Raw genomic sequence first — 25,116 nt, forward strand, 5'->3', positions numbered from 1 at the left:
AGATCAACACATCGGGAGCCGACTCGTGTCAAGGCGCCTCCGTCAACAGGTGGTCGCGCAGCTCGTCGACGGTGTCCTGGGCCAGGCCGAGCACCTGGTCGGCGTACGCCTCGACCGAGCCGTGCCGGTGCACGAGGTCGGTCAGGAAGAGCCGCATGGTCTCGGCGGGGGCCAGACCGAACCCGGGCCACGGAGAAGTGCCCGGGTGTCTCCTGCCCCAGTCGGCGATGAAGCGGTCGGTGGCCAGCCCGGTGAGCGCGTAGTCGGCCACGATGTCGTCCTCGCCGACCCCCGCCAGCGACAGGACCAGCGCGGTGAGCACGCCGGTGCGGTCCTTGCCGGCGGCGCAGTGGATGACGGTGGGGGCGTTGTCGGCCCGCGCGATGGTCTCCAGCGCGGTCCTGAGGTTCGCCACGCCGTCCTCGGTCACCTCCAGGTAGCGGTCGGCGAGGTAACGCTCGATGCCGATCTCCTCGTCGTAGGTGGTGGCGGTGTCCCAGCGGCGGCCCTCGACGGGCAGGTTCTGGTAGAGCAGGCCGTCGGACTGGGGTACGCGGCCGTACCTCTCGATCTCGAACGCGTGCCGCAGGTCGATGACGGCGCGTACGCCCAGGTCGCGGAAGGTCGTGAGATCGTCGCCCGCCAGCCAGCCGAGGGAGTCGGCCCGGTAGAGCCGCTGCCACCGGACGACACGCCCATCTTTCGTGAAATATCCGCCTACGTCGCGGAAATTGCAGAGGTTGGTGAACTTGATATGCCGCACTTCACCACCTTAGCGGGGTGCGCTCTCCGCTTCCTCGGCCTGCGACGCCCCCTCCGAGCCCTTCGCGGCCGCCGCCCTCCGCTCGGCCACCTCGCGGCGGATCAGCAGGATCCACCCGCCGACGGCGATGCCGATGAACAACCACCACTGGACGCCGTAGGCCAGGTTGAGCCCGCCGCCGGCGCCCACGTCGGGCTCCGGCACCGGGGCGGGAGCCGCTGCCGGCCGCGGCTGCTGTTCCGTCAGCTCCACGTAGCCGCCCACCAGCGTGTACGGCAGCCCTTTCCCGATCCTGTCGACGTCGATCAGCAGCACCTGGCCAGGAGGCAGCCCTGAGCGCTCGCGGATGCCGCTGGACTCCTCGGTCTCGCCCGGGCGCAGCCGGCCGGTGACCGTCACCTGCCCGGCGGGAGGCGGCGGGACCTCGGGCGGGGTGTCGGCGGTGGCGCCCGCCTTGACCCAGCCCCTGTTGACGATCACCGCCGTGCCGGGGCCGGTGACGAGCGGGGTCAGGACGTAGTAGCCGGGCCTGCCCTCCTGGGGGCGCCGGCGGACGACCAGGGCGTGGGACGGGTCGTACGTGCCCGCCACCGTCACCTTCCTGAACCGGTTGTCCTCGCGGACCGGCCGGCCGGGGGCCGCCAGCCGCTCCAGCGGCACGGGCGCGGCCTCGATGTTGGCGGTGACCCGCTCGCTGTTGGCGGACCGTTCTTCGAACCGCCCGAACTGCCACCGCCCGAGGAACACGAAGGCGGGGATGACCAGCAGCACCACCACGTGGAGCGCGAGCCATCGAGGCGTCAGCAGGAACCGGTACACGCTCTCAAGACTAGGCGCAAGGAGGGGCGCCACCTGCGGCGGGCCGCTCACGCGCTCCTGAGTTCGGCGCTCTCGCCGGGGACGGGCGTGACCTCGCGCGGGCCGCTCACCTCGTGGCCGTCCTCGCAGCGGAACTGCAGCTCGACGGGGGCGCCGCACCCGCGGTGGGTGAGCCGGACGGGCGGTCCTTCTTCGCCTGTCAGGTATTTGTCGCCCCAGTGCATGAGCGCGACCATCAGCGGATAGAGGTCGCGGCCCTTGTCGGTGAGCCGGTATTCGTCGCGCTGGCGCTGCCCGGGCTCGCGGTAAGGCTCCTTGCGCAGCAGGCCCTCGTCGACCAGCCGGGCCAGGCGGGCGCTGAGCACCTGGCGGGGGGCGCCGGTGATCGCCTGCATGTCGGCGAAGCGCCGCACGCCGCTGAACGCCTCGCGCAGCACGAGGAAGGTCCACTTCTCCCCGACGATGTCCAGGGTGCGCTCGATCGAGCAGTTGTCCGCTCGGAGACCCATACGAGACGGCACGTTCATCTCCCTATCATACCTGAGTTCAATTGACAGACTCAGGAGCGACAGGGCAGGCTGAGTTCATGCACGGAACTCAGATCCGCCAGGCCTGCTCTGACGACGAGGAGCGGATCAGACGCTTCCTGGCGGGTTTGTCGCTGCACACGCAGACGCTCCGCTTCTTCACCGGCGTCGCCAGCCCCGCCGCCGGGCTGGTGCGCGCGCTGCTCGCGGTGGACGAACGCCGCGACGCCCTCATCGCCACCACCGCCGACGGGGAGATCGTCGGCCACGCCATGAGCTATCGGGGCGAGTGCAGCGACGTGGAGATCGCCGTGGTGGTGGCCGACCGGTGGCAGGGGTTCGGGCTCGGCCCGCGGCTGGTCGACATGCTGCTGATGCGGGCCGCCGTGCGCGGGGCGAAGACCGTGGCGATGGACGTCCTGGGCGAGAACCGGCGGGTGCTCAGGCTCATCCGCAGGCTCTGGCCGGACGCCCAGATGACGGTCACCTCCGGGTCCGTGGCGGTGACCGCTATGATCAATCAGGCCGGGCCATTTGCGGAATAACGTTCTGGTGGCACACCATTGACAGCGTGAAGAGTGTCAAGAACGGACGCGACGGCCGGACCCGCATCATCGAGGGTGCCCTCCGCCGGTTCAGCCAGGACGGGGTCTCCGCCACCACGCTGGCCAGCCTTCGCGAGGAAAGCGGCGTGAGCGTCGGCAGCTTCTACCACCACTTCGCCAGCAAGGAACATGTCTTCGGCGTGCTGTACGCCGAGATCCTCACGGCCTACCAGAGCGCCTTCCTCGCCGAGCTGGTCAGCCACGAGGACGCCCGCGACGGCATCGAGGCCGTGGTGGCCTTCCACATGCGCTGGGCGGGCGAGCACCCCGAGCGGGCCAGGTTGCTGGTCAGCGAGCGGCCGCCCCGCAAGAACGAGCCCGGCGGCGCCGAGGTGGCCGAGGAGCGCCGCGCGTTCTTCCGCAAGGTCTCCGACTGGTGGCGCCCGCACATGAAGAACGGGCTGCTCCAGCCCGTCCATCCGACCATGTGCTACGTGTTGTGGCTGGGGCCCGCACAGGAGATGTGCCGCCTGTGGTTCGCGGGCGCCCACACGCCGACCGACGAGGAGATCAGGGGACTGGGCGAGGCGGCCTGGCAGAGCCTGCGCCAGCGACCCGAATAGCGGGCACCCTCCAGCTGCCCCTGCCGAGCGAGATGTCGAGCCGCAGGTCGCCGCGGTGCCTGCGCAGGCCGGGCACGCGTACGCGGGCGAGCACGGCGTACCTGCCCTGATGCGGATAGCCGAATCCGAGCTCGCCCGGCAGCACGCGCAGGTCGTCGCGGTTGCCGCAGCGCGGGCAGGTCCACGAGACCAGGTCCATGCCGCGGTGGTAGCTGGAGCAGGCGCGGAAGTAGTCGTCTGGAACAAACCGGGAATCGCAGGCCAAACAGGGGATCAGCATGAGTCCGCTCCTCCGGATGACGCGCTGGCTTCTCTAGACATATCGCGTCCCGGATGACCGGCGCAGGCAGAATGCCGGGGCGGATCGGTAACAGTATGAACACTCTCGGTATCGGATCATGCGTAGGAGTCCGCGATGAAAGGATGGACTTGTGGAACGACTGCGTGATCACCTCCTGGAGACCGGTTACACGATCGACGGCGTACGCGAGCGCCTCGGCGCGATGGCCGCCTCCGCGCTGTCCCGGGAGGAGCTGGTCCCGGCGCTGCGCGCCACCGCCGACGGTGATCCGCTGGCGACGCTGATCAGGTTGTGGTGGCTCGGCGTTCCCGTGCCTGCGAGCGCGCTCCCGCCCGCCGTCACGCGGTCCGGGCTGGTCGAGACCGACGGCGACGAGGTCCGCGCGACGGTCCACCTGCAACCCTGGGAGACCGGCGGCTACCTCGTCTCCGACCGCAAGGTCCGGCCGGGCGATCCCGCGCTGCGGCCCGACCACGTCGTGGGGGCCGGCGGCGCCTCGGCCAACCTGGCCCAGCTCGTCACCCGCCGCCCGGTCGGGCGCGCGCTCGACCTCGGCACCGGGTGCGGGGTGCAGGTGCTGCATCTGGACGGGCGGGCCGAGCACATCGTGGCCACCGACCTCAACCCGCGGGCCCTTGAGCTGGCCAGGCTGAGCTGGGAGTTGTCCGGCGTCGCAAAGGTGGACGCGCGCACCGGGTCGATGTTCGAGCCGGTCGAGGACGAGTTGTTCGACCTCGTCGTGAGCAATCCGCCGTTCGTGATCGGCCCGGAGGGGAGGCTGACCTACCGCGAGTCGGGCGCCGAAGGCGACGGCTTCTGCCGCGACCTGCTCCGCGGGACGCCCCGCCATCTCAGCCCCGGCGGACAGGCCCACTTCCTGGCCAACTGGCTGCACGTCGAGGGCGAGGACTGGCACGACCGCGTCGGCGGCTGGCTGCGCGAGACCGGCTGCGACGCCTGGGTGGCGCAGCGCGACGTGCAGGACCCCGCCGAATATGTCGAGCTCTGGCTCAGGGACGCCGCCGAGCAGGGCACCAGGAGCTACGCGGAACACTACGACCGCTGGTTGTCCTGGTTCGAGGAGCGCAAGGTCGAGGCCATCGGATTCGGCTGGATCACGATGCGCAACTCGGGCACGCTCGACCCGGTCGTGCGCGTGGAGCAGCTCACCCACCAGGTCAGCCTTCCGGTCGGCGACTACGTCGACTCGGTGATCGACGCCGTCGCGGCCGCCCACCGGGCCGGCGACCTCGACGCCGCGCGGCCGCGTACCGTCGAAGGCCTGCTCGACGAGCGGATCGGCCTGCCGGGCGCGGAAGACCCGATCCGCATCGTGCTGCGGCAGACGCAGGGGCTGCGCCGCACCAGGGAGGTCGGCACGGTGGAGGCCGCGCTGGCCGGCGTCTGCGACGGCGAGCTGGCGCTCGGGCCGCTGCTCAACGTGATCGCCGAGCTGGTCGGCGACGGCGAGATCCCCAACGCCGACGCGGTCAGGCCCCTCATCGCCGAGGGATACTTCCTGCTTTGATCCGGCATTGATCGGACGTTGACACCGCGGGTGGAGGCTCGAGGCCAGGCACGGCCTTGGGGGGTTCGAGGGCCGTGTCAGGTCCGGCCGGTCGTCTATGTGAGGCGGCTGCCGCCTCGCGGAGCATCCCGATGACCGGGCCCCCTAGCGACGCGTGGCGGCGAAGGATGACCGGCCGGGCCGAACTTCAGTCGATCACGAGCACATCGTGACTCCCGAAGGACAGCCTTGATCAACCATGTGTGGATGACACGTCTGGACGACGAGCTGTACTCAGGACTCGACGACGGTCTCGCCGTCGGTCCCGGCGACGGGCTCGCCAGTGGGGGCTCCAGTGGAGATGCCAGTGGAGATGCCGGCGGGCTCGTCGGTGGGGGCGCCGTCGAGCAGGACCTTGAGATCGCCGGCCTCGGGAGCGCCGAGCCGGGAGAAGATCTCGAAGGCCTGCCGTAGGCAGTCGAGACTCCTCCCCACGCTGCCGGGCCCGTGATCGAGGCCGCGCAGCGCCTTGCCGAGGACGGTGAGCGAGAGCGCCTCGCCGTAGGGGTGGCCGATCTCGCGGGAGACCACGAGGGCCTGCTCGGCGTGGCGCACGGCCTCGGGGTAACGCTCGGCGGCGATGAAGGTCTCGGCCAGCCTGGAGCACACGCGCTGCTCCCAGACCCGTTGCCTGCTGGCCCGGAAGAAGGCCAGGCACTCGGCGTGGTGGTGCACGGCCTCGGTGAGCCGGCCGACCCGGGAGAGCACGATGCCGAGGTGGTAGCGGGCGCGTGCGGTGCCGGCGCCGCTGCCGATCTCGGTGAAGATGGCCAGGCCCTTCTCCGCGGCCGCGATCGCGTCGTCAGGGCGGCCCAGGCCCAGGTGGTCGCGGGCCGAGTAGCTGAGCACCAGGGCCTCGCCGGCCGGCACGCCGTTCTCGCGGTAGAAGCGCATCGCGGAGTCGAACAAGGACAGCGCCTCCGTGTGGCGGCGCTGCCTGCCGACCACGACGGCCAGGGCGTTCAGCACCTCACCGGTGACGACCATCTCGCCGCGCTCGCGCGACAGCTCGTCCACGCGCCTGAAGTGCTCCTCGGCCGCCCTCAGCCGGTTGCCCGCGAACAACACCCGGCCGAGCACGTAACGGGCACGCAGCTCGCCCGCGGTGTCGTCCATGGCCAGCGCGGCCGCCAGCACCGCCCGCGTGCTCTGGTCGAACTCGCGCGTGTGCGTGCCCGACTCCAGCAGCGGCTCCATCGCCACCAGCAGGTCGGCGGCGGGCAGGAGGTGCTCGGCGGCACGCGCGGACGCGGCGGCCTGGTTGATGGCGGCGAACAACGAGTCGCCCTCGGCGATCAGCCACGCCACGGCCTCGTCCACGCTCGTGAACGTGCGCCCGCTCCCCACCACGACCAGGTTGGCCGAGATCATGCTGCCCTCGTACGCCAGCCGGTGCGCGGACTGGGCGGAGGCCAGGTAGAAGCCCAGCAGCCGGCGCAGCGTCATCGTCCTGGCCTGGGGCCGCTCCGTCTTCTCCAGCTCCCGCCTGGCGAACAGCTTGAGCAGGTCGTGGAAGCGGTAGCGGCCCGGCGCGGGCGCCTCCAGCAGGCTGGCGTCCACGAGCGACTCCAGCACCTCCTCGGCCTCGAACGCGCTCATCGACAGCACGGCCGCCGCGGCCCCCAAGGAGATGTCGGGGCCGTTGGGCAGCGCGAGCAGCCGGAACGCGCGGGCCTGCGGGGCGTCCAGCTGCCCGTAGCCGAGCGCGAACGTGGCCTCGACGGCCAGGTTGCCCACCCGCAGCTCGTCGAGGCGGCGCTGCTCGTCGGCCAGCCTGGGCACCAGCGAGGCGACCGTCCACGACGGGCGCGCGGCCAGCCTGGCGGCCACGATCCGCACCGCCAGCGGCAGGAACCCGCAGGCGGCCACCACGTCCATGGCCGCGCCGCGCTCGGCCGAGACGCGCTCGGCCCCGGCCACGGCGGTGAACAACGCCAGGGCCTCGTCCGGCTCCATCACGTCGAGGTCGACCAGCCGCGCCGACGGCAGGTCGGCCAGCTTGCCCCGGCTGGTGACGACGGCCGCGCACCCCGCGGAGCCGGGCAGCAACGGGCTGACCTGCTCTGCGTCGCGGGCGTTGTCGAGCAGCACGAGGATGCGGCGCTCGGCGAGGATCGACCGGTAGAGGGCGGAGCGTTCCGCGAGGCCCTCCGGGATGACGTCCGGCGGGACGCCGAGCGCGCGCAGGAAGGCTCCGAGCGCCGACTCGGGCGCGGTGGCCTCGCCGGAGTAGCCGCGCAGGTCGGCGTAGAGCTGGCCGTCGGGGAAGACCTCGTCGACCTGGTGGGCGACGTGCACGGCCAGCGCTGTCTTGCCGACGCCGCCGATGCCGGAGATAGCGACCACCGGCACGCCCTCGGGCGACGACTGGGCGGGCGAGCCGGCCGACACCATCGTGCGCAGGCGTACCGCGATCTCCTTGCGGCCGGTGAAGTCGCTGACGGCGGCGGGCAGTTGCGCCGGGCGCGGCAGGTCGAGCGCCTGCGGCTCCTCTTCGTCCCGCGGCTCTGCGGCGTACGCCTCGTCGTCGGGGACGGGCGCGGCGGCCAGGGTGGGGTCGGCGGCCAGGATGCGCTGGTGCAGCGCGGTCAGCTCGGGGCCGGGCTCGATGCCCAGCTCGTCGACGAGCGCCTCGCGCGTCTCGGTGAACACGTTGAGCGCGTCACCCTGCCGGCCGCAGCGGTAGTAGGCGAGCATGAGCTGGGCCCGCAGCCGCTCGCGCAGCGGGTGGTCGGCGGTCAGCGCGATCAGCTCGGAGACGACCTTCGCGTGGTTGCCCAGCTCCAGGTCGACGTCCATGAGCGTCTCGACCACGCTGATGCGGCGCTCGACCAGCCGGTCGCGCTGGTGCTCGGCGTACGGCCCGACGGCCCCGGCCAGCGGCTCGCCCTCGAACAACGACAGCGCCGCCCGCAGCGCCCTGGCGGCCTCGGACAGCCTGCCCGCCTTGCGCGCGGACTCGGCCTCGCGGATGCCGCGTTCGAAGCGGGTCAGGTCGAGCGCGTCGCCGGCCAGCCGCAGCGCGTAGCCCCTGCCGATCGACGTCAGCAGCTCCGGGCGGGAGCGGGCGGGCCGGTCGGGTTCGAGCACCGTACGGAGCCTGGAGACGTAGGTGCGCAGGGCGCCCAGGGCCCGCGGCGGCGCGTCCTCACCCCAGACCGCGTCGATCATCTCGTTGGGGGTGACCGCGTGCCCTTCCCGCAGCAGCAGCATGCCGAGAATGGAACGCTGGAGCGGGGTGCCGAGGTCGAGTTCCCGGCCATCACGCCACGCGCGGACAGGACCGAGCACGGCGAACCGCAGCTCGCCTGGAACGCTCTGACCAGCCATGCCGTCTGTCTCCAAGCCAATGGAACGATTTGCTACCGAATGATAGATCCATCGTTGCTCGTCACCTAGATGCCGGCTGATCGTTCACCGGGCCGTTGATCCGCCGTTGATCAGGCGTTGAGCTCGCCCCTGGATGCTGGTGGCCGGCTGGGTATGACACTCAGATCGGCACCGAGCACACGCGGGGGCGTGTCATACAGAGCGCCGGCAGGCAGGCAAAAATACCGGCCCCGCCCAGAAAGTTCGGGCGGGGCCGTGACGGACGGATGATCAGGACGCCTCCGCCGCTGCCGGCCTCATGGCGATCCGCCAGGAGCCCGGAGCGGGCATGGGCACACGATGAGCGGGTGTTCATACGCGGGAAACTCTTTCGCCGGCGGCTGCGGACGGGGTGTCTCCGCAGGATGACGACCCTTTGTGGGGGGTGGGGCAACCGGCTCACGGGATTTATGGGGCTGTCGGGAAGAGGATCGCCTAACCGCTGCAGGGGGCGGGTACGAGCGCGGGCGCCTGCGCGGAGCGTACGAGCGAGAGCTCTTTCAGTCCCATCGACAGATGGTTGAGGTTGGCCGCGATCCACGGGAGCTGGAGCGGGTCGGGGCTGGTCAGAGCGGTCAGCCGCTCCTGCGCGGACTCGCCGTAGAGCAGGCTCACCGCCACGCGCATCCGGGCCGCGGCGGGGTCGTCGCCGAAGGCGTGCCCCGGCAGGACGCCGATGCCGTGGTTCTCCAGCAGAAGTTTGGTGATCTCGGCGGAGCCGCCGAGTCTCAGGTGGCTGAGGTCGGGGTAGAGGTAGAAGCCGCCCTGCGGGGCGGGCACGTCGGCGCCGATTTCCAGGAACCTGTCACGCACGGCCCGCGCGACCAGGCCGTGCAGCCGGCGGCTGCGGGTGATGCGCTCGGTCAGCTCGCGTGGATCGCTGAAGGCGTAGGCCGCGGCCTCCTGTACGGGTGCTGCGGGCGCCGACCAGATCTCGCTGGCCACCGCGAGCAGGCGGGCCCGCAGTGCGTGACCGTCGTCGGGGAGCCGGGCGACGCCGATCCGCCAGCCGCCCAGGGCCAGGCTCTTGCTGAGGCCGGTGGTGACGATCGTGCGCTCGGGTGCGAGGTCGGCCGGGGAGGTGTACGGCAGGGCGGGGTCGTGCAGCAGGTCGCGGTAGATCTCGTCCGAGATGATCATCAGGTCGAGCTCGCGGGCGACCTCCACCAGGCGGCCCACGGTCGCCGGCGTGGCCAGTCGTCCCGTCGGGTTGTCGGGCAGCGTGACCAGCACCGAGCGCACCGTCCTGCCCTGCGCCCTGGCCAGCCGCACCTGGGCGGCCACCAGGTCGGGGTCGGGCACTCCGCCCTCTCCTGGAGGTGCGGGCACCAGGATGGGGCGTGAGCCCACGAGATCGGCCTGCGCGGCGTAGCTGACCCAGCTGGGCATGGGCAAGACGATGTCTCCGCCGATAGCCAGGAGCAGGCCGTACAGCAGTGACTTGCTGCCAGGTCCGCAGACGATCAGCTCGGGGTCGGTGATGAGCCCCCGTCGTGTCCAGTAGCCCGCCGCCGCGACCCGCAGTCCGGGCGCCCCCGCGACCGGTCCGTAGCCGTTGTGCTCCGATGCGGCGGCCAGCCTCTCGCGCAGCGCCGGGTGGACGGGCAGACCGGCCTCACCGAAGGCCAGGTGCAGCACACGTTCCCCGGCGCGTCGTCTTCGTTCGATGTCCTCATTCGCCGCCAGAGTGGCGGACAGAGTTACCGTCATGTTTGTCACGTTCCCAGGGTGGTTGCCAACAGGCATCAGGACAAGCGAGGCTTTTCGTGGGTAGGCATAAGGAAGTCTGATGCTGGAATTGCGACGTTTGGTGCTGATCTGCGAGTTCGCACGCCGAGGAAGTATCTCGGCGACTGCCGAGTCGCTGGGGTACAGTCCTTCGGCCGTCTCGCAACAACTCGTCGCGCTCGAACGCGAGACCGGCACGGCGCTGATCGACAGGACCGCGCGCAGCGCCGAGCTCACCGACGCGGGCCGCCGGCTCGTCATGCACGCGGAGCGCATCCTGTCCATGGTCGAGGAGGCCGAGTCCGACCTGTCCGCGCACGCGGGCAAACCGGCGGGACGGGTGGTCGTCACCGCGTTCCCGACGGCGGCGGTGGCGTTCGCGCCCGCGCTCGCGCGCTCGTTGCGCCGCCACACGGAGCTCACGCTGCGGCTGGGGCAGAGCCGGTCGGGGCGCGGGCTGCGCGAGGTGCAGTCGGGCGAGGTGGACATCGCGCTCGTGGACGACTGGTACGGCCGGGTACGTGACAGCGACAGCCTGCGGGTGTTCCCCCTGCTGCGCGACCCCCTCGTGCTCGTCGTGCCGCGCAAGCACCGCCTGGCCGACCCGGAGGTGCCGCTGGACCTGCGCGAGCTGCGGGACGAGGCGTGGATGGCCACGCCCGACGGCGAGCCGTCGCGGCTGGCCGTGGACCGCCTGCTGGTGGACGTGGGCGGCACCCGGCCGACGCCGTGGGAGTTCGAAGGGCTGGGGACCATCCTGTCGCTCGTCGCCAAGGGCATCGGCATCGCCGCCGTGCCCGCGCTGGCGCTGGCCGCCGGGGTGCGAGGGCTGGCCGTGCGGCAGTTCCCCGGCAACCCGGTGGGCCGCGACGTGCACGCCGTCGCCAGAAGCTCCAGCGTCAACCGGCCGTCGGTGTCGGTGACGCTGCGGGCCATCCACGTGGCCGCCCGCTACATCGCGGCCGACCTCGAGCCGGTACGCCCGGCGGAGCGGCGGCGCCCCGAGGACGACATGCTCGCCGACTGGCCCGACGGGCCGGTCCGCTCGACCAAGGACGTGGTCGGCCGGTCGTTCGGCGAGTGAGGCGCCGGGCTTCGGCCACGACCGCCCCCCGGCCGGTCGTGGAGGCGATAGCGTCTGCGTCCATGGCGCCGACGTACGACATCGAGCACCTCCTGCTCTTCCAGCACAGCGTCCGCACGGTCGCGGGCGTCGACGAGGTGGGCAGGGGCGCGTGGGCGGGACCGGTCACCGTCTGCGCCGTGGTCACCGACCTGTCCGAGCCGCCGGCGGGCCTGACGGACTCCAAGCAGGTCTCCGCCGCCAGGCGTGCGCCGCTCGCCGCCGAGCTGGCCGCGTGGGCGGCCGGAGTGGGCTACGGCGAGGCCACCCACGAGGAGATCGACAGGCTCGGCATGACGCAGGCCCTGCGCAGGGCCGCCCGCCGGGCGCTGGAGGCGCTGCCCGTACGCCCCGACGCGGTGATCCTCGACGGCAAGCACGACTACATCGGCCCGCCCTGGCCGGTGCGGCTGGAGATCAAGGGGGACGCCGCGAGCATCTCGGTCGCGGCGGCGTCCGTGCTGGCCAAGGTGCGGCGCGACGCCTACATGGGGACGATCGGCTGCGACGAGTACGGTTTCGCCGAGAACGCCGGCTACCCGTCGCCGCCGCACCAGGAGGCCCTCGCCCGGCTGGGGCCCACCCCGCACCATCGTCTTTCGTGGTCCTACCTGGACGATCTGCCGCAGTGGCGGCATCTGAAGCAGCACCGTGATCCGCTGGCGGGGGAGGGGCAGGCGACGCTCTTCGGGTGAGCGGGCGCAGCGGGCTCGCTGGGAGTGAGGCCTTCCGGGTGGCGGCTCTCTCCGGATGACCGCCATGATGGATCAGGTGCGAATCGGCATTTTTCTGATCGCGGCGCAGTTTCCCGGCCAGGAAGCCGGGCGCGTGCTGTCCGACGCCGTCGAGCTGGTCGTGGCGGCGGAGGAGGCGGGGTTCGACGACGCGTGGATCGCCGAGCACCATTTCATGTCCTACGGCGTGTGCCCGTCGGCGACCACCCTGGCGGCGGTCGCCGCCGGCAGGACCACGCGCATCGGGCTGGGCACGGCCGTGAGCGTGTTGTCCACGCAGCATCCCGTGGCGTTGGCCGAGCAGGCGGCGATGTTGCACCATCTTTCCCGCGGGCGGTTCACGCTGGGCGTGGGCAGGGGCGGGCCGTGGGTGGACCTGGAGGTGTTCGGCACGGGGGCCGAACGGTTCGAGCGGGGCTTCGGGGAGTCGCTGGACGTGCTGCTCGACGCCCTTTCCTGTGGCCGGGTGGCGGCCGGCGGGGAGTTCTTCCGGTTCAGGGAGGTCGGGGTGGTGCCGGAGGCGGTGCTGCGGCCGGTCGTCGCGTGCACCTCGGAGCCGACGGTGGGGCTGGCGGCGGCGCGCGGCCTGCCCATGTTGCTCGGCATGCACATCGGGGACGCGGAGAAGGCGGCGCTGGTCGCGGACTACGCTGCGCGCGGGGGGACGGCGGCCGGGCACGTGGCGGCGGGGGTCGCGTACGTGGCGGACTCGACGGCCCAGGCGGTGCGGGAACTCGGGGAGTCGTTGCCGCGGTGGCTGGGGCCGGGGCTGGCGGGCTATGTGCCGGTGGACGGCCGGCCGCGCCCTTCACGAGACATCCCGGCATATGCGGATCTGCTGACGCGCATCCATCCGGTCGGGTCGGCCGGACACTGTGCGGAGACCCTGCTGCGCACCGCGGAGAGGACCGGAATTGAGCACTTCATCCTGATGGTGGAGGGTCTGGGGGAGCATCGCCGGACGCTGGAGAACATCAGGCGCTTCGGCGACGAGGTGCTGCCGCTGCTGCCCCGGTGACCCGGCGGGGTGCCGGGTCACCGGGAGGGATCAGCAGTCCACCAGCTCCGGCTTCTGGTTGAGGATCTGGGCGCGCGGAGTGACGAACTCGTGCAGGGCCTTCGTGGCCGTCGGGTCGAAGACGGCGACCCGGTGGCAGTTCTGGAAGGCCAGGCGGACCCCGAAGTGGCGCTCCAGCGCACCGCGCATCGCGTCGCTCGCCAGGCAGCGCAGGAGCTGGCCGCGGGCCTCCTCGGACGGCGGTGGCACCGTGTTGTCCGCGAACTCGGCCCCGGTCTGCTCGCGCCGGCTCGCCAGGTCGCTGATCAGCGACCACGCGTACGGCAGCGAGTCGCGGACGCACGCGACGAAGGCCGCGTCGTCCACGTCACCGGCCCTGGCCTGGTCGAGCAGATCGTTCGGAACGGTCAGCGACATGCTGTCTCCTCTCGAAAGGGATCAAATGTGACGCTAGGCGGGGATGGGGGGAGCCTCCAGATGCCTGGAGGGGGACAGTCGTGTGATCAGGGCCCGTAGACGAAGCCCGGATCTATCTGCTCGGCCAGGTCGGTGCCGGTGCGCTCGTTGCCCCACGCGCGGGCGTTGCGCAGGTGGAACTCCACGGTCTGCCGGCCGAAGCGCTCCCAGTCTTTCTCCTGCTCATCGAGGGTTTTGCGGAGCAGGGCGAGCGCGTCGGCGTTGGCCGGCTCGAGGTCGTCGAGCGTGAAGTGGCGGCCCTGCTCCATGGCGCGGACGGCTGATGAGTGCTCCATCCAGGTGAGCAGATCGTCACCCACGTGCTCGCGCAGGAACTCGACGTCGGACTCGCCGTGCACCTTGTTGCCGACCACGGCGAGCGCCACGTCGTACTGGGCGGCGTAGTCGCGATATTGCCGGTAGACGCTCACGCCCTGCCTGGTCGGCTCGGCCACGAGGAACGTCAGGTCGAACCGGGTGAACAGGCCGGAGGCGAAGGAGTCGGCGCCGGCGGTCATGTCGACCACGACGTAGGAGCCGGCGCCGTCGACCAGGTGGTTGAGCAGCAGCTCGACCGCGCCGACCTTCGAGTGGTAGCAGGCCACGCCGAGATCGTCCTCGCTGAACGGGCCGGTCGCGAGCAGGCGCAGGCCGTCGGGTGTGGTGAGCCCGAGCGGGTCGGCGGCGAGGTCGTCGAAGCTCAGCAGCGTGGATCCGCGGCCAGGCGGGGTGGTCTTGACCATGGACTCGGCCGAGGGGATGCGCGGGTTGGCGCCGCGCAGGCGCTCCTTGATCTCGGTGAGGTGGGCGCCGAGCGGCTCGGGCTGCCGGTCGAGGCCGAGCACGAGGGCGAGGTGCTGGTTGATGTCGGCGTCGATGGCGACCACGGGGCCGCCCTGGCTCGCCACATGCCTCGCGAACAGCGCCGACATCGTCGTCTTGCCGCTGCCGCCCTTTCCGACGAACGCCACTCTCACGGCGCCTCCTCTTGGGGATGAAAATCGTTACCGTTTCTGTCGAGCCTCATCATGCCACACTCGCTCCATGCGGAACGACGATTTGGCACGCGCCGTATGCCTGCGTGAGGAAGGCCAGGGCGAGCAGGCCCGGCAGCTCCTCGTCGAGCTGGCCCGGCGGCACCCTGACGACGCCGAGGTGGCCTACCAGGCGGCGTGGGCGCACGACGCGCTCGGGTTGGAGGCCGAGGCGGTCCCCTACTACGAACGCGCGCTGGCGGGCGAGGGGCTGAGCGACGCCGACCGGCTGGGCGCCTTCACGGGGTACGGCAGCACCCTGCGGGTGCTCGGCAGGCACGCCGAGGCGCTGGAGACGTTCGAGCGAGGGCTGAAGGAATTCCCCGGCGACGGGGCGTTGCGCACGTTCATGGCGATGGCGCTGCACAACGCCGGGCGCTCCGCCGAGGCGGTCACGACGCTGCTCCAGGTGGTCGCCGGGTCAGACCGGGCCGGCGGGTACGCCCGCGCCATCGCCTACTACGCCGACCACCTGGACGAGACGGTCTAACCGCAGGTGGCGTCGAGGTTGATCGGGCTGTCCGGCTTCGGCGTCGCGGGCGGCTTCTCGCGCGTCGGCACGGTCCTGGTGGACGGGCGCTCCCTCAGGGCGTCGGAGACTTTGTCGCGGATGAGGCGCCAGTCGGGGTTCGCCGTGTCGATCAGCGGCGGCACGAAGCTGAGGCTGCGGATCCTGGCGTTCTTCACCTTCTGCGACAGGTCCACGACGGCCGGCAGGAGGTCCTGGGGCAGGTCGGTGGAGATGGTCCGCTTGGCGGCCGCGGCCAGCCGCTCGAAACTGTTGATTACGGTCATCGGCTCGGCCTGCTTGACGACCGCGTTGAGCAGGCACTTCTGCCGACCCATGCGGACATAGTCGTCGCTGTCGGTGCGCGAGCGGCCGTACCACAGGGCCTCCTCGCCGGACAGCCTGCGCGTGCCGGGCGGCAGCAGGCCCTCGCGGTTGCGGCCGTACACGATGGGGTCCTTGATGGTGACCCGTACGCCGCCCATGGCGTCGACGAGCTCCGCGAAGCCCTTCATGTCGACCAGGACGTGATACTGCACGGGAAGGCCGATGATGCCGCTGATCGTCTGCTTGAGCAGGGTGGGGCCGCGCTCGCCCTTCGGCACGCCCGGCACCATGTCCGGGTGCTCCTCGGCGTACTGGAAGATCTCGTTGAGCAGGCCGGGCGTGTCGGGGCCTGCGCCGGTGAAGCCGAACGGGAAGCGGCTGCCGGCCGGGCCGTGGGGGAGCGGCACGCGCTGGAGGTTGCGCGGCAGGCCGAACAGCGTGGTGGCGCCGGTCGTGGTGTCCACGCTGGCCACGGTCATGCTGTCGGTGCGCACGCCGGGCCTGCCGGGCGCCGAGTCGCCGCCGATGAGCAGGAACTGCACGCGCGCCGCGCCGTTCCACGGATCATGGGCCATGATGGGCGTGCTGTCGGCGCTGGACGGGAACAACGTGTTCACGACGTCCCGCGACAGGTAGGCGATCCTGGCGGCGTAGGCGGTGGGAGCCAGGATGAGAGCACAGAGGGCGACGGTCAGCGTCGTGGTCAGGAAGCGGCCGATCCGGTCCGTGCGCGGGGGGCGTACGAGGACGAACGACCAGACGATCACGCCGGTCCAGGCCAGGGCGATCGCCACCAGCGCTACGGTGAGCACGGTCAGCCAGCGGGGCTGGACGGCCAGAGACAGGAGGTTGGCGCTGTACGCGGTGAAGACGGTGAGCACGCCGGCCAGCATCAGCACGTACGCCGCCATGAGTGCCAGACCGGACCGGCGGCGCTCGACCGCCAGGTGTGCCACTCCCCACAACATCGCCGCGCCCATGGTCAGGGCGATGCTCGCTCCCAGGCCGAATCCTCGTTCTCTCTCCGTCATGCCTGGTCAAACCCCCAATGTGTGCCCATCCAGGTCACCCTAGTAATGAGCAATGCGCTGTGATGGTGCGTCAGGGCGGGGTCCGGTCAATTCCCGGTCAAGACCAGCTTGAGATATAACGTGAATGTGGGCAAGCGACACGGTAGATACGGGTTCGACGCACCCTGGGCGCTGGCGGGTCTGCTCCTCGGAGTGATCATGCTGGCGGCGCTCACGGTGTTGTCGTTCGTGTACGACGTCCCCGAGGCGGGGGTCGCCTTCCTGCTCGGCGGCACCTACACGCTGGCCAGCGCGGGCAGCCACCTCTACACGACGCGGCGCGGCAAGCCGGCCGTCTGGGCGGCGGAGCTGGACCGCCTGGAGGGCGGCGAGCGCCTGCTGGATCTGGGCTGCGGGCGCGGCGCCGTCCTCACGCTGGCCGCACGGCGGCTGGACGGGGGCCACGCGACCGGCCTCGACCAGCGCTCCAAGGAAGCGCCGCGGGCCAGGGCGAACGCCGAGCGGGAGGGCGTCGCCGACCGGGTGTCGCTGGTGGTGGGCGACCTGCGTGACCTGCCGTTCGAGGACGGCGCGTTCGACGTGGTCGTCACCGACCAGGCCATCCACACCATCGCGCGCCCCGGCGGGCGCGAACAGGCCGTGCGCGAGGCGCTGCGGGTGTTGCGGCCCGGCGGGCTGATGTTGATCGCCGACCCGCACCACACCCGCGCGTACGAGGACACGCTGCGCTCGCTCGGCGTCGTCGACGTACAGCGGCGCGACGCCGGCTGGCGGTTCTGGTACGGCGGGCCGTGGTCCCGCACGGAGATCCTCGAGGCCAGAAGCCCCGCCGCATAGGGAAACGTTTGCCGTTCGCTCGCCGGGTATCGAGATGACCTTATGAGCGACGTGGAAACCGGCACCATCACCACGAAGGTGCCCGCGCGGCTGGACCGGCTGCCGTGGTCACGCTGGCACTGGATGATCGTCATCGGCCTGGGCACCGTGTGGATCCTCGACGGGCTCGAGGTCACCATCGTCGGCAACCTCTCCGCGCAGCTCGCCAAGCCGGGCAGCGGCCTGGACATCACCCAGGCGCAGGTGGCGGGCACGGCCGCGGCGCTCTACGTGGCGGGGGCCTGCTCGGGGGCGCTGTTCTTCGGCTGGCTGACCGACAGGTTCGGCAGGAAGAAGTTGTTCATCATCACGCTGCTGGTCTACCTGGCGGCGACGCTGCTGACCGCGTTCTCGTTCAGCGTGTGGTGGTTCTTCCTGTTCAGGTTCGTGACGGGTTTCGGCATCGGAGGCGAGTACGCCGCCATCAACTCGGCCATCGACGAGCTCATCCCGAGCCGGCACCGCGGCCGCATCGACATCATCATCAACGGCAGCTACTGGCTCGGCGCGGCCGGCGGGGCCCTGCTGACCGTGCCGCTGCTGAACGACCTCCCGGTGAACATCGGCTGGCGCGTCGCGTTCGGTCTCGGCGTGGTGCTGGGCCTGGCGATCCTGCTCGTCCGCCGGCACGTGCCGGAGAGCCCGCGCTGGCTGTTCATCCACGGCAGGGGCGACGAGGCGGAGAGGATCGTCGAGGACGTCGAGCACCAGGTCGGCGAGGAGCTGCCGGAGCCGTCGCGGTCGATGACCATCCACCAGCGCAAGTCCATCGGGTTCGTCCGCATCGCGCACACCATGGTCGCGCTCTATCCCAGGCGGACCGTACTCGGCCTGTCGCTCTTCGTCGGGCAGGCGTTCCTCTACAACGCCATCACCTTCGGGTACGCCCAGATCCTGTCCACCTTCTTCGGCATCACCACGAGCACCGGCTACTACTTCGCCGTGATCGCGGTCGGCAACTTCCTCGGCCCGTTGCTGCTCGGCCACCTCTTCGACACCGTGGGCCGAATTCCGATGATCTCGGCGACGTACATCGGGTCGGGGCTGCTGCTGCTCGGCACCGCCTGGCTGTTCGCCCAGGGGGCTCTCACCGCGGTGACGCTGACCGCCTGCTGGTCGGTGGTGCTCTTCGTGGCCTCGGCGGGGGCGAGTTCGGCGTACCTGACCGTCAGCGAGATCTTCCCGATGGAGACCAGGGCGATGGCGATCGCGTTCTTCTTCGCGGTCGGCACCGCCTGCGGCGGCATCGCCGGGCCGCTGGTCTTCGCCAACCTGGTCGAGAGCGGCGTGCCGGGGGACACGGCGCTCGCGTTCGCCATCGGCGCGCTGGTGATGATCGCCGGAGGGTTGGTGGAGCTGTTCCTGGGGGTCAAGGCCGAACGAAAGGGGCTGGAGGACATCGCGACGCCGCTCTCCGCGGCCGAGGTGACCAAGGCCGCCTGATTTCCGCCCGCCGCCGATCGGTTTAGGCCGCGTAAAGCCGAATGAAATCGCTGTTCTGTAGAACGGTGGCCATGGTCGAAAACATCAAGAAAACCGTCAGCACACTCGGCGCCGTGGCCTTTCTGACCCTGGCAACGGCAGCCGCCCCCGCCCAGGCGGCCTCGGCCGCCGACATCCCCGTCGACAGGTGCAAGAGAGGAAATTTCTGCATTTACGATCCCCCCAGGTACCCCCTCTGGCAGTACAGCGGGAACATCAGCCACACCCACACCTTCGACGGAGGGTCGTCGTGGATCAGGAACAACGGGTATAGAGTCGCCGGCGCCGACCACATCCGCTTCACCTACCACTATTTCGGCGAGGCGAAGAAGACCGGATGCCTGCATCCGCCTGGCGACGGCACGACGATCAAGAAATTCACCAAGAAGAAGAGCGTCAACATCAACTCGGTCACGTGGGTCGGCGCCTGCTGAAACCCGCCGTGTCTGACCCACCGCGGGGGCGGCGATGCCCGGAGCCGTGAATCGTCCTTCTTGTGCCTGACACCGTGTGAGGCGGTATGCCAGTATGTGCCGACTTCAGGGAGACATACCATGGCGATGGCTGAGCGGGTCGACGAGGTCCTGCGCGCGGGCAAGGCGCCCAACTTCCACGGTCTCGTGGTGATGCGGGGCGGGGAGGTCGTCCTCGAACGTTACGGAGCCGGGCCGGATCACCGGCTCGGCGAGGACCTGGGGCACGTCGTGTTCGACCGGGACACGCTGCACGACGTGCGCTCGGTGTCCAAGAGCGTCGTGGGGCTGCTGTACGGGATCGCGCTGGGTGAAGGGCTGGTGCCGGAGCCCGGCGAGGGGCTGGTGCGGCAGTTCGCCGAATATCCGGATCTGGTGGCCGATCCCGAGCGGGCGCACCTCACCATTGAGCACGCGCTCACCATGACCCTCGGCCTCGAATGGAACGAGGACGCCCCCTACACGTCCCCGGCCAACAGCGAGATCGCCATGGAGCTGGCGCCCGACCGGTATCGCTACGTGCTGGAGCGGCCCGTCGTCGAGGAGGCCGGAAGGCGGTGGCTGTACTGCGGGGGCGCGACGGCGCTGCTCGGGGGCGTCATCGCGCGCGGCACGGGCAAGCCGCTGGAGGAGTACGCCGAGACCGCGCTGTTCCGGCCGCTCGGCATCGGCGACTTCCACTGGTCCAAGGGCGACGACGGGCTGGCCATGGCCGCGGCCGGGCTGCGGTTGCGCCCGCTCGACCTGGCCGCCGTCGGCCGGCTGGTGCTCGACGGCGGCCGCGACATCGTGCCCGGCGGGTGGATCACGGAAATGCTCACGCCCCGGGTCGTGATCGAGGGCGAGTTCCGCTACGGCTACCAGTGGTACATCGGCACCGGCGAGCGCCGCCAGTACGAGGGCATCGGCAACGGCGGCCAGCGACTGCTCGCGGTGCCGGAGGAGGACCTGGTCGTGGCGGTGACGGCCGGCGAGTACGACCGGGACATGGTCAGCGCCACGACCGTGCTCGACGCCGTGCTCGGCAGGTGAGGGGGCAGGGAACGGGCATGACCCGCCGGGCTCAGCGGGGCAGGATGTCCCGGTCGAAGATGTCGATCGGGAGGTAGAGCGTCACCGTCGGGTTCGGGATCGTGACGATGCAGCTGATGCGGATCTCGACGGGTGCGACGCTGAGAATCACGTACGCCTGCTCACCGCTGTATCCCAGCCCCATGAGGTAGTCCACGGCCCGGCGCATCGCTTCCTGCGCGGCGAAGGTCGCGTCCTGGTAGCCCTGTTCCGTGCCGTTGCAGCAGAAGCCGTTGAAACCGAGGTAGCGGTCGGCGCCGAAGTGGGCGACCAGCGGCGTGGGCTGGACGAGCGGCGTGGTGATGCGGTGGCGGGCCATGCCGTCCTTGATCAGGTGCAGCCGCAACCACGTCCGGCCGTCCATCTCCATGGCGTTGAAATTGCACTCGCCGTCCCCCGCCGACAGGTGGTGGTCTCCAAGCGACAGCAGCGCCCCCTCCACGAAGACGGGGAAGTAGATCTTGGCTCCCGGCCCGAGCCGGTTGATGTCCATGTTGCCCCCGTTCTCCCGCGGTGGCTGGGTGCGGGCCGCCACCCGCTGGGCCTGCTCCCCGAGGCCGCGCAGCAGCGCGTTGCGCGGGTCGGGGGCGAAGGCCCGGCCGTCGGCGTACAGCGGCTGCTCCCGCTCGTGCCACAGGCGCATGAGCTCGAAGGACGGCGCCACCCCGATGGTTCCGACGTGCGGCTGGGCGGGGATCCTGACGCCGGGCACCTCGGGCGACTCGGCCATGCCGCCGCGGGCGTGCCAGGTCGAGCGATAGCCATCGGGAAAGATCTCGCCGAGCAGGCCTGGCGTACCGGGCAAGATGTTGGAGAAGGCGATGCCGCTCAGCGGCTCGACGCCCATCACCTCAGCCACCAGCACATCGCCGGGCCGCGCGCCCTTGACGTGGACCGGCCCGGTCAGCGGGTGCATGCGGGACAGGTCGACACGCCGCAGCTCGTCCAGGCTGCCGTTGTCGTGGATCTGGTAGTCGTCGTAGGCGGCCGACTCCAGGATCACCTCGCCGCCCGGATCCACCGCCACGGCCGGTGGAATCTCGGGGTGCCATCGGTTGTGCCCGATCTCGGGCTGGGCCGCCAGTGGGATTCCGACCTGGCAGGTGACGCGGGGCACGTCCAGGTAGCGGTCGCTGAAGCGGGAGAAGGGCTCGACGTTCATGTTCCTCCCTGATCGGGGGTGGCGGTGAAGCGCACGCCGGTGAACGGCGCGCGCCAGGCGGTGACCTCGGCCGCGAGCGCGGCCGGCGTCGCGCTCGGCTCCAGGGCGCGGGCGAGGAACGCGGCCAGCACGGGCATGTCGTCCTCGTCCATGCCGATGCGGGTGATCTCCGGGGTGCCGAGCCGCAGGCCGTTCATGTCGCCGGCCACCGGCTCCATCGGCAGACCGATGCCACATGCGAGCAGGTTGGCGGCGCGCAGCCGGCGTGCGGCGCGCTGCCCGCCGCCGTACGAGTGGGCCGGCAGCGCGAATTGGTGCGAGCTCGTCCCGCCACGTTCCGCGGCGAACACCGGCACGTTCAGCGCCTGCAACTCGGCCGCGAGCCTGGCCGCGTTCGCCACCATCGCCCGCGCATAGGCGAACCCCTCGGCCTTCCAGTCGAGCATCGTGACCGCCAGCGCGGCGATGCGGCCCGCGTCGGAGTTCGCCGTCAGGCCCGGGTAGGCGATGGCGTCCAGGCGTCCCGCCAGTTCCTCGTCATCGGTGACGATCAGCCCGCCCGGCGGCCCGCCGAGGCTCTTGTAGGTGCTCATCGTGACCACGTGCGCGCCCTCGCGCAGCGGGTTCGGCCAGAGGCGACCGGCGATCAGGCCGCACATGTGGGCGGCGTCGCAGAGCACGCGCGCTCCGACGGAGTCGGCGATCTCGCGGACGGCGGCGATCGGGTGCGGGAAGAGGTTGAGGCTCCCGCCGATGGTGATCAGCGCGGGGCGCAGGCGTACGGCCAGCTCGCGCAGCGCGGGCAGGTCCACCGTGTAGCCGTCGTGGGCGGCGGGAGCGGGGACGGTGGTGAGCCCGTACAGACCGGCGGCTCCTTCGGCGTGGTGGGTGACGTGGCCGCCGATGCTCGCGGGTGGGGCGATGATCGTGTCGCCGGGACGGCAGACCGCCATGAAGGCGTACAGGTTGGCCAGGGCGCCAGACCCGACGCGGACCTCGGCGAAGTCCGCGTCGAAGACCTGCGCGGCAAGCTCGGCGGCGATGATCTCGATCCGCTCGACGGCCTCCAGCCCTGTCTCGTACTTCTCGCCCGGATGGCCGAGCGAGGCACGCGAGCCGAGCCCGGCCGACAACAGGGCCTCGGCGTGGGGATTCATGACGTTAGTCGCCGGGTTCAGATTGACCGCCTCGACGCCGTGGATGCGCTTGTTCCACAACGCCAGCCGGGTGATCTCTTCGAGCGTGGCGGCGGGCGGCTGCCCGGCCAGGCGGCCTGCGACCTCGCGCGTCAGCCGCTCGGTTGCGGTGGAAACCCATGGGCGGGGAAAGCCGGCACGCATCACGGTGTCATCTCCGGGTTCAGGACTTCCGTGCTTCGACGGTAGGCGGAGGCCGGCGGCGGGCGCATCGGATCAGCGACGAGACCGCGCCCACCCCGGCTTCTACATTTGTCGCAAGAACGGGCTTGCCTGAAGGAGTCGCGCATGGATCGCGGGGACGGCACTTTCCAGTACATGCTCGAAGAACTCGCCGAGCGGCTCGGCCACGGATTGACCGTCGACTCGGTGGACGGGCGGGTGATCGGCTACAGCGCGCATGACGCGCACGCCGACCCGGCCCGGGTCGCCTCGATCCTTTCGCGCCGGGTCGCCCCGGAGATCCGGGCGTGGCAGAACCGCCACGGCATCGCCAGGGCCACCGCCCCGGTCCGCCTTCCTGAGAACGCCGAGCTGGGCATGCAGGCCCGCTTGTGCGTCCCCATCAGGCACGGCGGGCAGTGTCTCGGCCATCTGTGGGTTCAGGAGGACGGCGAGGCGCTCGAGGGCGCCGCTCTCGACGCGGTCATCGACGCCGCCGCCGAGCTGGCCCGCTACCTCGACGGGCAGGCCGAAGGGCGTGACGAGTTGATCCGCCGCCTGCTCGAACCGGGCCGCCCCGGCGCGAGCGCGCGCGATCGGCTGGCCGGGCTCGCCCCGTCGCTTCTCGACGCCGAGATCGTCGTCCGCGCCGCCGTGCCGATCGGCCGCGACCGCGAGCGGATACCCACCCTGTCCGCCACCGAGTTCCAGCGCCTGGGCAGCGCCCTGCCACGGGCGATCCAGGCCGACCCCGCGTGCGCCGGCGGTTTCGTCAACCCCACGCACGTGACCGCGCTGTCCTGCCTGCACACCGGCGGTCCCGGCGCCCTCGACCGCGCGTTGCGCACGGCAGCCCGCCGCCCTTTCGCCATCGGCGTCAGCGACCCGGCGAGCTTCGAGGTGGACGCGGTACGCGAGGCGTACCGCCAGGCCAGGGCAGCGGCCGAGGTCGCCGCGCTGGATCCGGCGCTGCCTCGGATCCTGCCCTGGTCAGGTGCCGGCCCGTACCGCATGTTGTCGCGGATGTCGCCGCCGGGACCTGATTCCGTGCTCGACCCGCTGGAGCACGCCGGAGACTCGGCAGCCATGCTGCGCACCCTGGAGACGTATCTCGACCTGGGCTGCGACGTTCAGCGCACGGCAGCGTCACTGCACCTGCACCGGACCACGGTGTACTACCGGCTCGGCCGCATCGCCATGATCCTCGACACGGACCTACGCGACGGATTGGTGCGCTCGCACCTCCACCTGGCACTGAAGGCCCGCCGGATCGGCCGGGGCCGCTCATCGATCATGAACTGACCTGGTCGGCGAGGTGGGTGACGGCTGTGCGGAAGGCGGAGACGGCCGCTCTGACCGCCGGGTGCCCGCCGTACCCTCGCCTGAAGGCCGCCAGCGTGCGGCGGCTGAGCGGCAGACGGGTGAGGGACACGTCAGGCGGCGGATCGATCGCCGCCAGGCGGGGCACGAGCGCCACCCCCTGGCCGGCCGCCACGAAGGCGAGCACGGTGTCGAAGTCGTCGATGTGGTGGCGCACCATCGGCTCGAACCCGGCCGCCTGGCATGCCCTGATCGCCATCGTGTGGCAGAGGGTGCCCGGTTTGTTGGTGATCCACGCGTCGGCGCGGGCGGCGGCGATCGAGGGGCGGTCGGTGAGGTAGATCGGCTCGCTGAACAGCGGCTCGGTCTCGATGGACGCGTCCGTGACCGGCGGCACGAAGTCGTATTCGTGCACGAGCGCCACGTCCAGCTCGCCCGCCCGCAGCGCGGCCGAGACGTCGGCCGGGTCGATCTCCGAGACCCTCGGCTCGAGACCCGGGTGGGCGCCGGTCAGGGCGGCGAGCGCGGGCGGCAGGAGCACGCGGGCCGCCGTGGGGAACGCGCCGACGCGCAGCGGCCCCGAGGGCCCGGCGCGGGCGGCGGCGAGCGCGGCCGACGCGCGTTCGAGCTGTTCGAGCACGGCCTGCGCGTGCTCGACGAGGAGGTGGCCCGCGGGCGTCAGCGTCACCGTGCGGCCCGTGCGTTCGAGCAGCGGCACGCCCGCCTCCCGCTCCAGGGCGGAGAGCTGCTGGGAGACGGCCGAGGGCGTGAACGTCACGGCCTGCGCCACCGCGGCGATCGTGCCGCGCCTGGCGAGCTCGCGGAGCAGGAGGAGCTTGCGCGGGTCGAGCATAAGTTCAGCTTAACCTCTGGCCAAGAAATCAGTGCTGGACCTAACGGG

The 25,116-nt window shown here is 71.2% G+C and carries 24 protein-coding genes; 12 read left to right on the forward strand and 12 right to left on the reverse strand.

Annotation, left to right across the window (positions count from 1 at the left end; translation table 11 throughout):
* Positions 1 to 28: 28 nt before the first annotated feature.
* From ACTWPV_RS41570 to ACTWPV_RS41580, 3 genes are read right to left on the reverse strand one after another with little or no spacing between them, the layout of a single operon-like run.
* Entirely contained in the window at positions 29 to 763 is a 735-nt protein-coding gene (locus tag ACTWPV_RS41570; protein WP_443155992.1) for a tyrosine-protein phosphatase, read from the reverse strand.
* A gap of 9 nt (positions 764 to 772) precedes the next feature.
* Positions 773 to 1,582, reverse strand: coding sequence for an SURF1 family cytochrome oxidase biogenesis protein (locus ACTWPV_RS41575; RefSeq protein WP_443155993.1), 810 nt, complete (start codon positions 1,580 to 1,582; stop codon positions 773 to 775).
* Positions 1,583 to 1,629: 47 nt separating this feature from the next.
* On the reverse strand, positions 1,630 to 2,109 hold the full coding sequence (locus tag ACTWPV_RS41580) for a winged helix-turn-helix transcriptional regulator (protein WP_347647580.1): 480 nt from the start codon (positions 2,107 to 2,109) through the stop codon (positions 1,630 to 1,632).
* A 59-nt stretch (positions 2,110 to 2,168) separates the two neighbouring features.
* On the opposite strand from ACTWPV_RS41580, the gene ACTWPV_RS41585 reads away from it, so the two are divergent.
* Both ACTWPV_RS41585 and ACTWPV_RS41590 read left to right on the forward strand, forming a co-directional pair.
* Entirely contained in the window at positions 2,169 to 2,654 is a 486-nt protein-coding gene (locus ACTWPV_RS41585) for a GNAT family N-acetyltransferase (RefSeq protein ID WP_347647581.1), read from the forward strand.
* Positions 2,655 to 2,680: 26 nt separating this feature from the next.
* The gene (locus ACTWPV_RS41590) at positions 2,681 to 3,277 is read left to right on the forward strand and encodes a TetR/AcrR family transcriptional regulator (RefSeq protein ID WP_347647582.1); all 597 of its coding nucleotides are present in this window, start codon (positions 2,681 to 2,683) and stop codon (positions 3,275 to 3,277) included.
* On the opposite strand, the gene ACTWPV_RS41595 is transcribed toward ACTWPV_RS41590, so the two are convergent.
* Positions 3,225 to 3,557 (reverse strand): hypothetical protein, encoded by a 333-nt coding sequence (locus ACTWPV_RS41595; protein WP_443155994.1) that lies wholly within the window; start codon positions 3,555 to 3,557, stop codon positions 3,225 to 3,227. The two genes, ACTWPV_RS41590 and ACTWPV_RS41595, sit on opposite strands and share 53 nt — an antisense overlap.
* 151 nt (positions 3,558 to 3,708) lie before the next feature.
* Between ACTWPV_RS41595 and ACTWPV_RS41600 the strand changes: the two genes are divergently transcribed.
* Positions 3,709 to 5,106, forward strand: coding sequence for a DUF7059 domain-containing protein (locus ACTWPV_RS41600; RefSeq protein WP_443155995.1), 1,398 nt, complete (start codon positions 3,709 to 3,711; stop codon positions 5,104 to 5,106).
* A gap of 273 nt (positions 5,107 to 5,379) precedes the next feature.
* Here the strand turns inward: ACTWPV_RS41600 and ACTWPV_RS41605 are convergent, their stop codons facing one another.
* Together ACTWPV_RS41605 and ACTWPV_RS41610 are read right to left on the reverse strand one after the other, a co-directional pair.
* Complete coding sequence (locus ACTWPV_RS41605; protein ID WP_443155996.1) at positions 5,380 to 8,475, reverse strand: AfsR/SARP family transcriptional regulator; 3,096 nt, start codon at positions 8,473 to 8,475, stop codon at positions 5,380 to 5,382.
* A gap of 474 nt (positions 8,476 to 8,949) precedes the next feature.
* Complete coding sequence (locus ACTWPV_RS41610; protein WP_347647586.1) at positions 8,950 to 10,224, reverse strand: pyridoxal phosphate-dependent aminotransferase; 1,275 nt, start codon at positions 10,222 to 10,224, stop codon at positions 8,950 to 8,952.
* A 79-nt stretch (positions 10,225 to 10,303) separates the two neighbouring features.
* Between ACTWPV_RS41610 and ACTWPV_RS41615 the strand changes: the two genes are divergently transcribed.
* From ACTWPV_RS41615 to ACTWPV_RS41625, 3 genes are all read left to right on the forward strand, one after another.
* Positions 10,304 to 11,326, forward strand: coding sequence for a LysR family transcriptional regulator (locus tag ACTWPV_RS41615; RefSeq protein ID WP_347623018.1), 1,023 nt, complete (start codon positions 10,304 to 10,306; stop codon positions 11,324 to 11,326).
* Positions 11,327 to 11,388: 62 nt separating this feature from the next.
* On the forward strand, positions 11,389 to 12,060 hold the full coding sequence (locus ACTWPV_RS41620; protein WP_443155997.1) for a ribonuclease HII: 672 nt from the start codon (positions 11,389 to 11,391) through the stop codon (positions 12,058 to 12,060).
* A gap of 76 nt (positions 12,061 to 12,136) precedes the next feature.
* Positions 12,137 to 13,117 carry an LLM class flavin-dependent oxidoreductase gene (locus ACTWPV_RS41625; RefSeq protein ID WP_443155998.1) on the forward strand — a complete coding sequence of 327 codons (981 nt, stop codon included), beginning with the start codon at positions 12,137 to 12,139 and terminating at the stop codon, positions 13,115 to 13,117.
* Positions 13,118 to 13,147: 30 nt separating this feature from the next.
* On the opposite strand, the gene ACTWPV_RS41630 is transcribed toward ACTWPV_RS41625, so the two are convergent.
* Positions 13,148 to 13,534: an SCO5389 family protein gene (locus tag ACTWPV_RS41630; RefSeq protein ID WP_132606396.1), complete on the reverse strand. Its 387-nt coding sequence runs from the start codon at positions 13,532 to 13,534 to the stop codon at positions 13,148 to 13,150.
* Between the two features lie 86 nt (positions 13,535 to 13,620).
* The gene (locus ACTWPV_RS41635) at positions 13,621 to 14,550 is read right to left on the reverse strand and encodes a nucleotide-binding protein (RefSeq protein ID WP_443155999.1); all 930 of its coding nucleotides are present in this window, start codon (positions 14,548 to 14,550) and stop codon (positions 13,621 to 13,623) included.
* A gap of 67 nt (positions 14,551 to 14,617) precedes the next feature.
* Here ACTWPV_RS41635 and ACTWPV_RS41640 point away from each other — a divergent pair, with 67 nt between their 5' ends.
* Positions 14,618 to 15,097 (forward strand): tetratricopeptide repeat protein, encoded by a 480-nt coding sequence (locus ACTWPV_RS41640; protein WP_443156000.1) that lies wholly within the window; start codon positions 14,618 to 14,620, stop codon positions 15,095 to 15,097.
* Here the strand turns inward: ACTWPV_RS41640 and ACTWPV_RS41645 are convergent.
* Positions 15,094 to 16,473, reverse strand: coding sequence for an LCP family protein (locus ACTWPV_RS41645; RefSeq protein WP_443156001.1), 1,380 nt, complete (start codon positions 16,471 to 16,473; stop codon positions 15,094 to 15,096). The genes ACTWPV_RS41640 and ACTWPV_RS41645 overlap by 4 nt on opposite strands.
* Before the next feature lie 126 nt (positions 16,474 to 16,599).
* On the opposite strand from ACTWPV_RS41645, the gene ACTWPV_RS41650 reads away from it, so the two are divergent.
* The 4 genes from ACTWPV_RS41650 (at position 16,600) to ACTWPV_RS41665 (ending at position 20,336) form a co-directional block, all read left to right on the forward strand.
* Positions 16,600 to 17,310, forward strand: a complete 711-nt coding sequence (locus ACTWPV_RS41650) for a class I SAM-dependent methyltransferase (protein WP_443156002.1) — start codon at positions 16,600 to 16,602, stop codon at positions 17,308 to 17,310.
* A 42-nt stretch (positions 17,311 to 17,352) separates the two neighbouring features.
* Positions 17,353 to 18,792 carry an MFS transporter gene (locus ACTWPV_RS41655; RefSeq protein ID WP_443156003.1) on the forward strand — a complete coding sequence of 480 codons (1,440 nt, stop codon included), beginning with the start codon at positions 17,353 to 17,355 and terminating at the stop codon, positions 18,790 to 18,792.
* Positions 18,793 to 18,905: 113 nt separating this feature from the next.
* Positions 18,906 to 19,265, forward strand: a complete 360-nt coding sequence (locus ACTWPV_RS41660; RefSeq protein ID WP_443156004.1) for a hypothetical protein — start codon at positions 18,906 to 18,908, stop codon at positions 19,263 to 19,265.
* A gap of 120 nt (positions 19,266 to 19,385) precedes the next feature.
* Positions 19,386 to 20,336 carry a serine hydrolase domain-containing protein gene (locus tag ACTWPV_RS41665; protein ID WP_443156005.1) on the forward strand — a complete coding sequence of 317 codons (951 nt, stop codon included), beginning with the start codon at positions 19,386 to 19,388 and terminating at the stop codon, positions 20,334 to 20,336.
* A gap of 31 nt (positions 20,337 to 20,367) precedes the next feature.
* On the opposite strand, the gene ACTWPV_RS41670 is transcribed toward ACTWPV_RS41665, so the two are convergent.
* Both ACTWPV_RS41670 and glyA read right to left on the reverse strand, forming a co-directional pair.
* Positions 20,368 to 21,537 carry an acetamidase/formamidase family protein gene (locus ACTWPV_RS41670; RefSeq protein ID WP_443156006.1) on the reverse strand — a complete coding sequence of 390 codons (1,170 nt, stop codon included), beginning with the start codon at positions 21,535 to 21,537 and terminating at the stop codon, positions 20,368 to 20,370.
* Positions 21,534 to 22,877, reverse strand: a complete 1,344-nt coding sequence (gene glyA, locus ACTWPV_RS41675) for a serine hydroxymethyltransferase (RefSeq protein WP_443156053.1) — start codon at positions 22,875 to 22,877, stop codon at positions 21,534 to 21,536. The genes ACTWPV_RS41670 and glyA overlap by 4 nt, the downstream gene beginning before the upstream one ends.
* 144 nt (positions 22,878 to 23,021) lie before the next feature.
* On the opposite strand from glyA, the gene ACTWPV_RS41680 reads away from it, so the two are divergent.
* Positions 23,022 to 24,197 carry a PucR family transcriptional regulator gene (locus ACTWPV_RS41680; RefSeq protein WP_443156007.1) on the forward strand — a complete coding sequence of 392 codons (1,176 nt, stop codon included), beginning with the start codon at positions 23,022 to 23,024 and terminating at the stop codon, positions 24,195 to 24,197.
* Here the strand turns inward: ACTWPV_RS41680 and ACTWPV_RS41685 are convergent.
* Positions 24,187 to 25,068 carry a LysR family transcriptional regulator gene (locus ACTWPV_RS41685; protein ID WP_347647597.1) on the reverse strand — a complete coding sequence of 294 codons (882 nt, stop codon included), beginning with the start codon at positions 25,066 to 25,068 and terminating at the stop codon, positions 24,187 to 24,189. The two genes, ACTWPV_RS41680 and ACTWPV_RS41685, sit on opposite strands and share 11 nt — an antisense overlap.
* Between the last annotated feature and the right edge of the window lie 48 nt (positions 25,069 to 25,116).

The organism is Nonomuraea sp. KM88 (assembly GCF_052245635.1).
In the GTDB taxonomy this organism is placed as follows: domain Bacteria; phylum Actinomycetota; class Actinomycetes; order Streptosporangiales; family Streptosporangiaceae; genus Nonomuraea.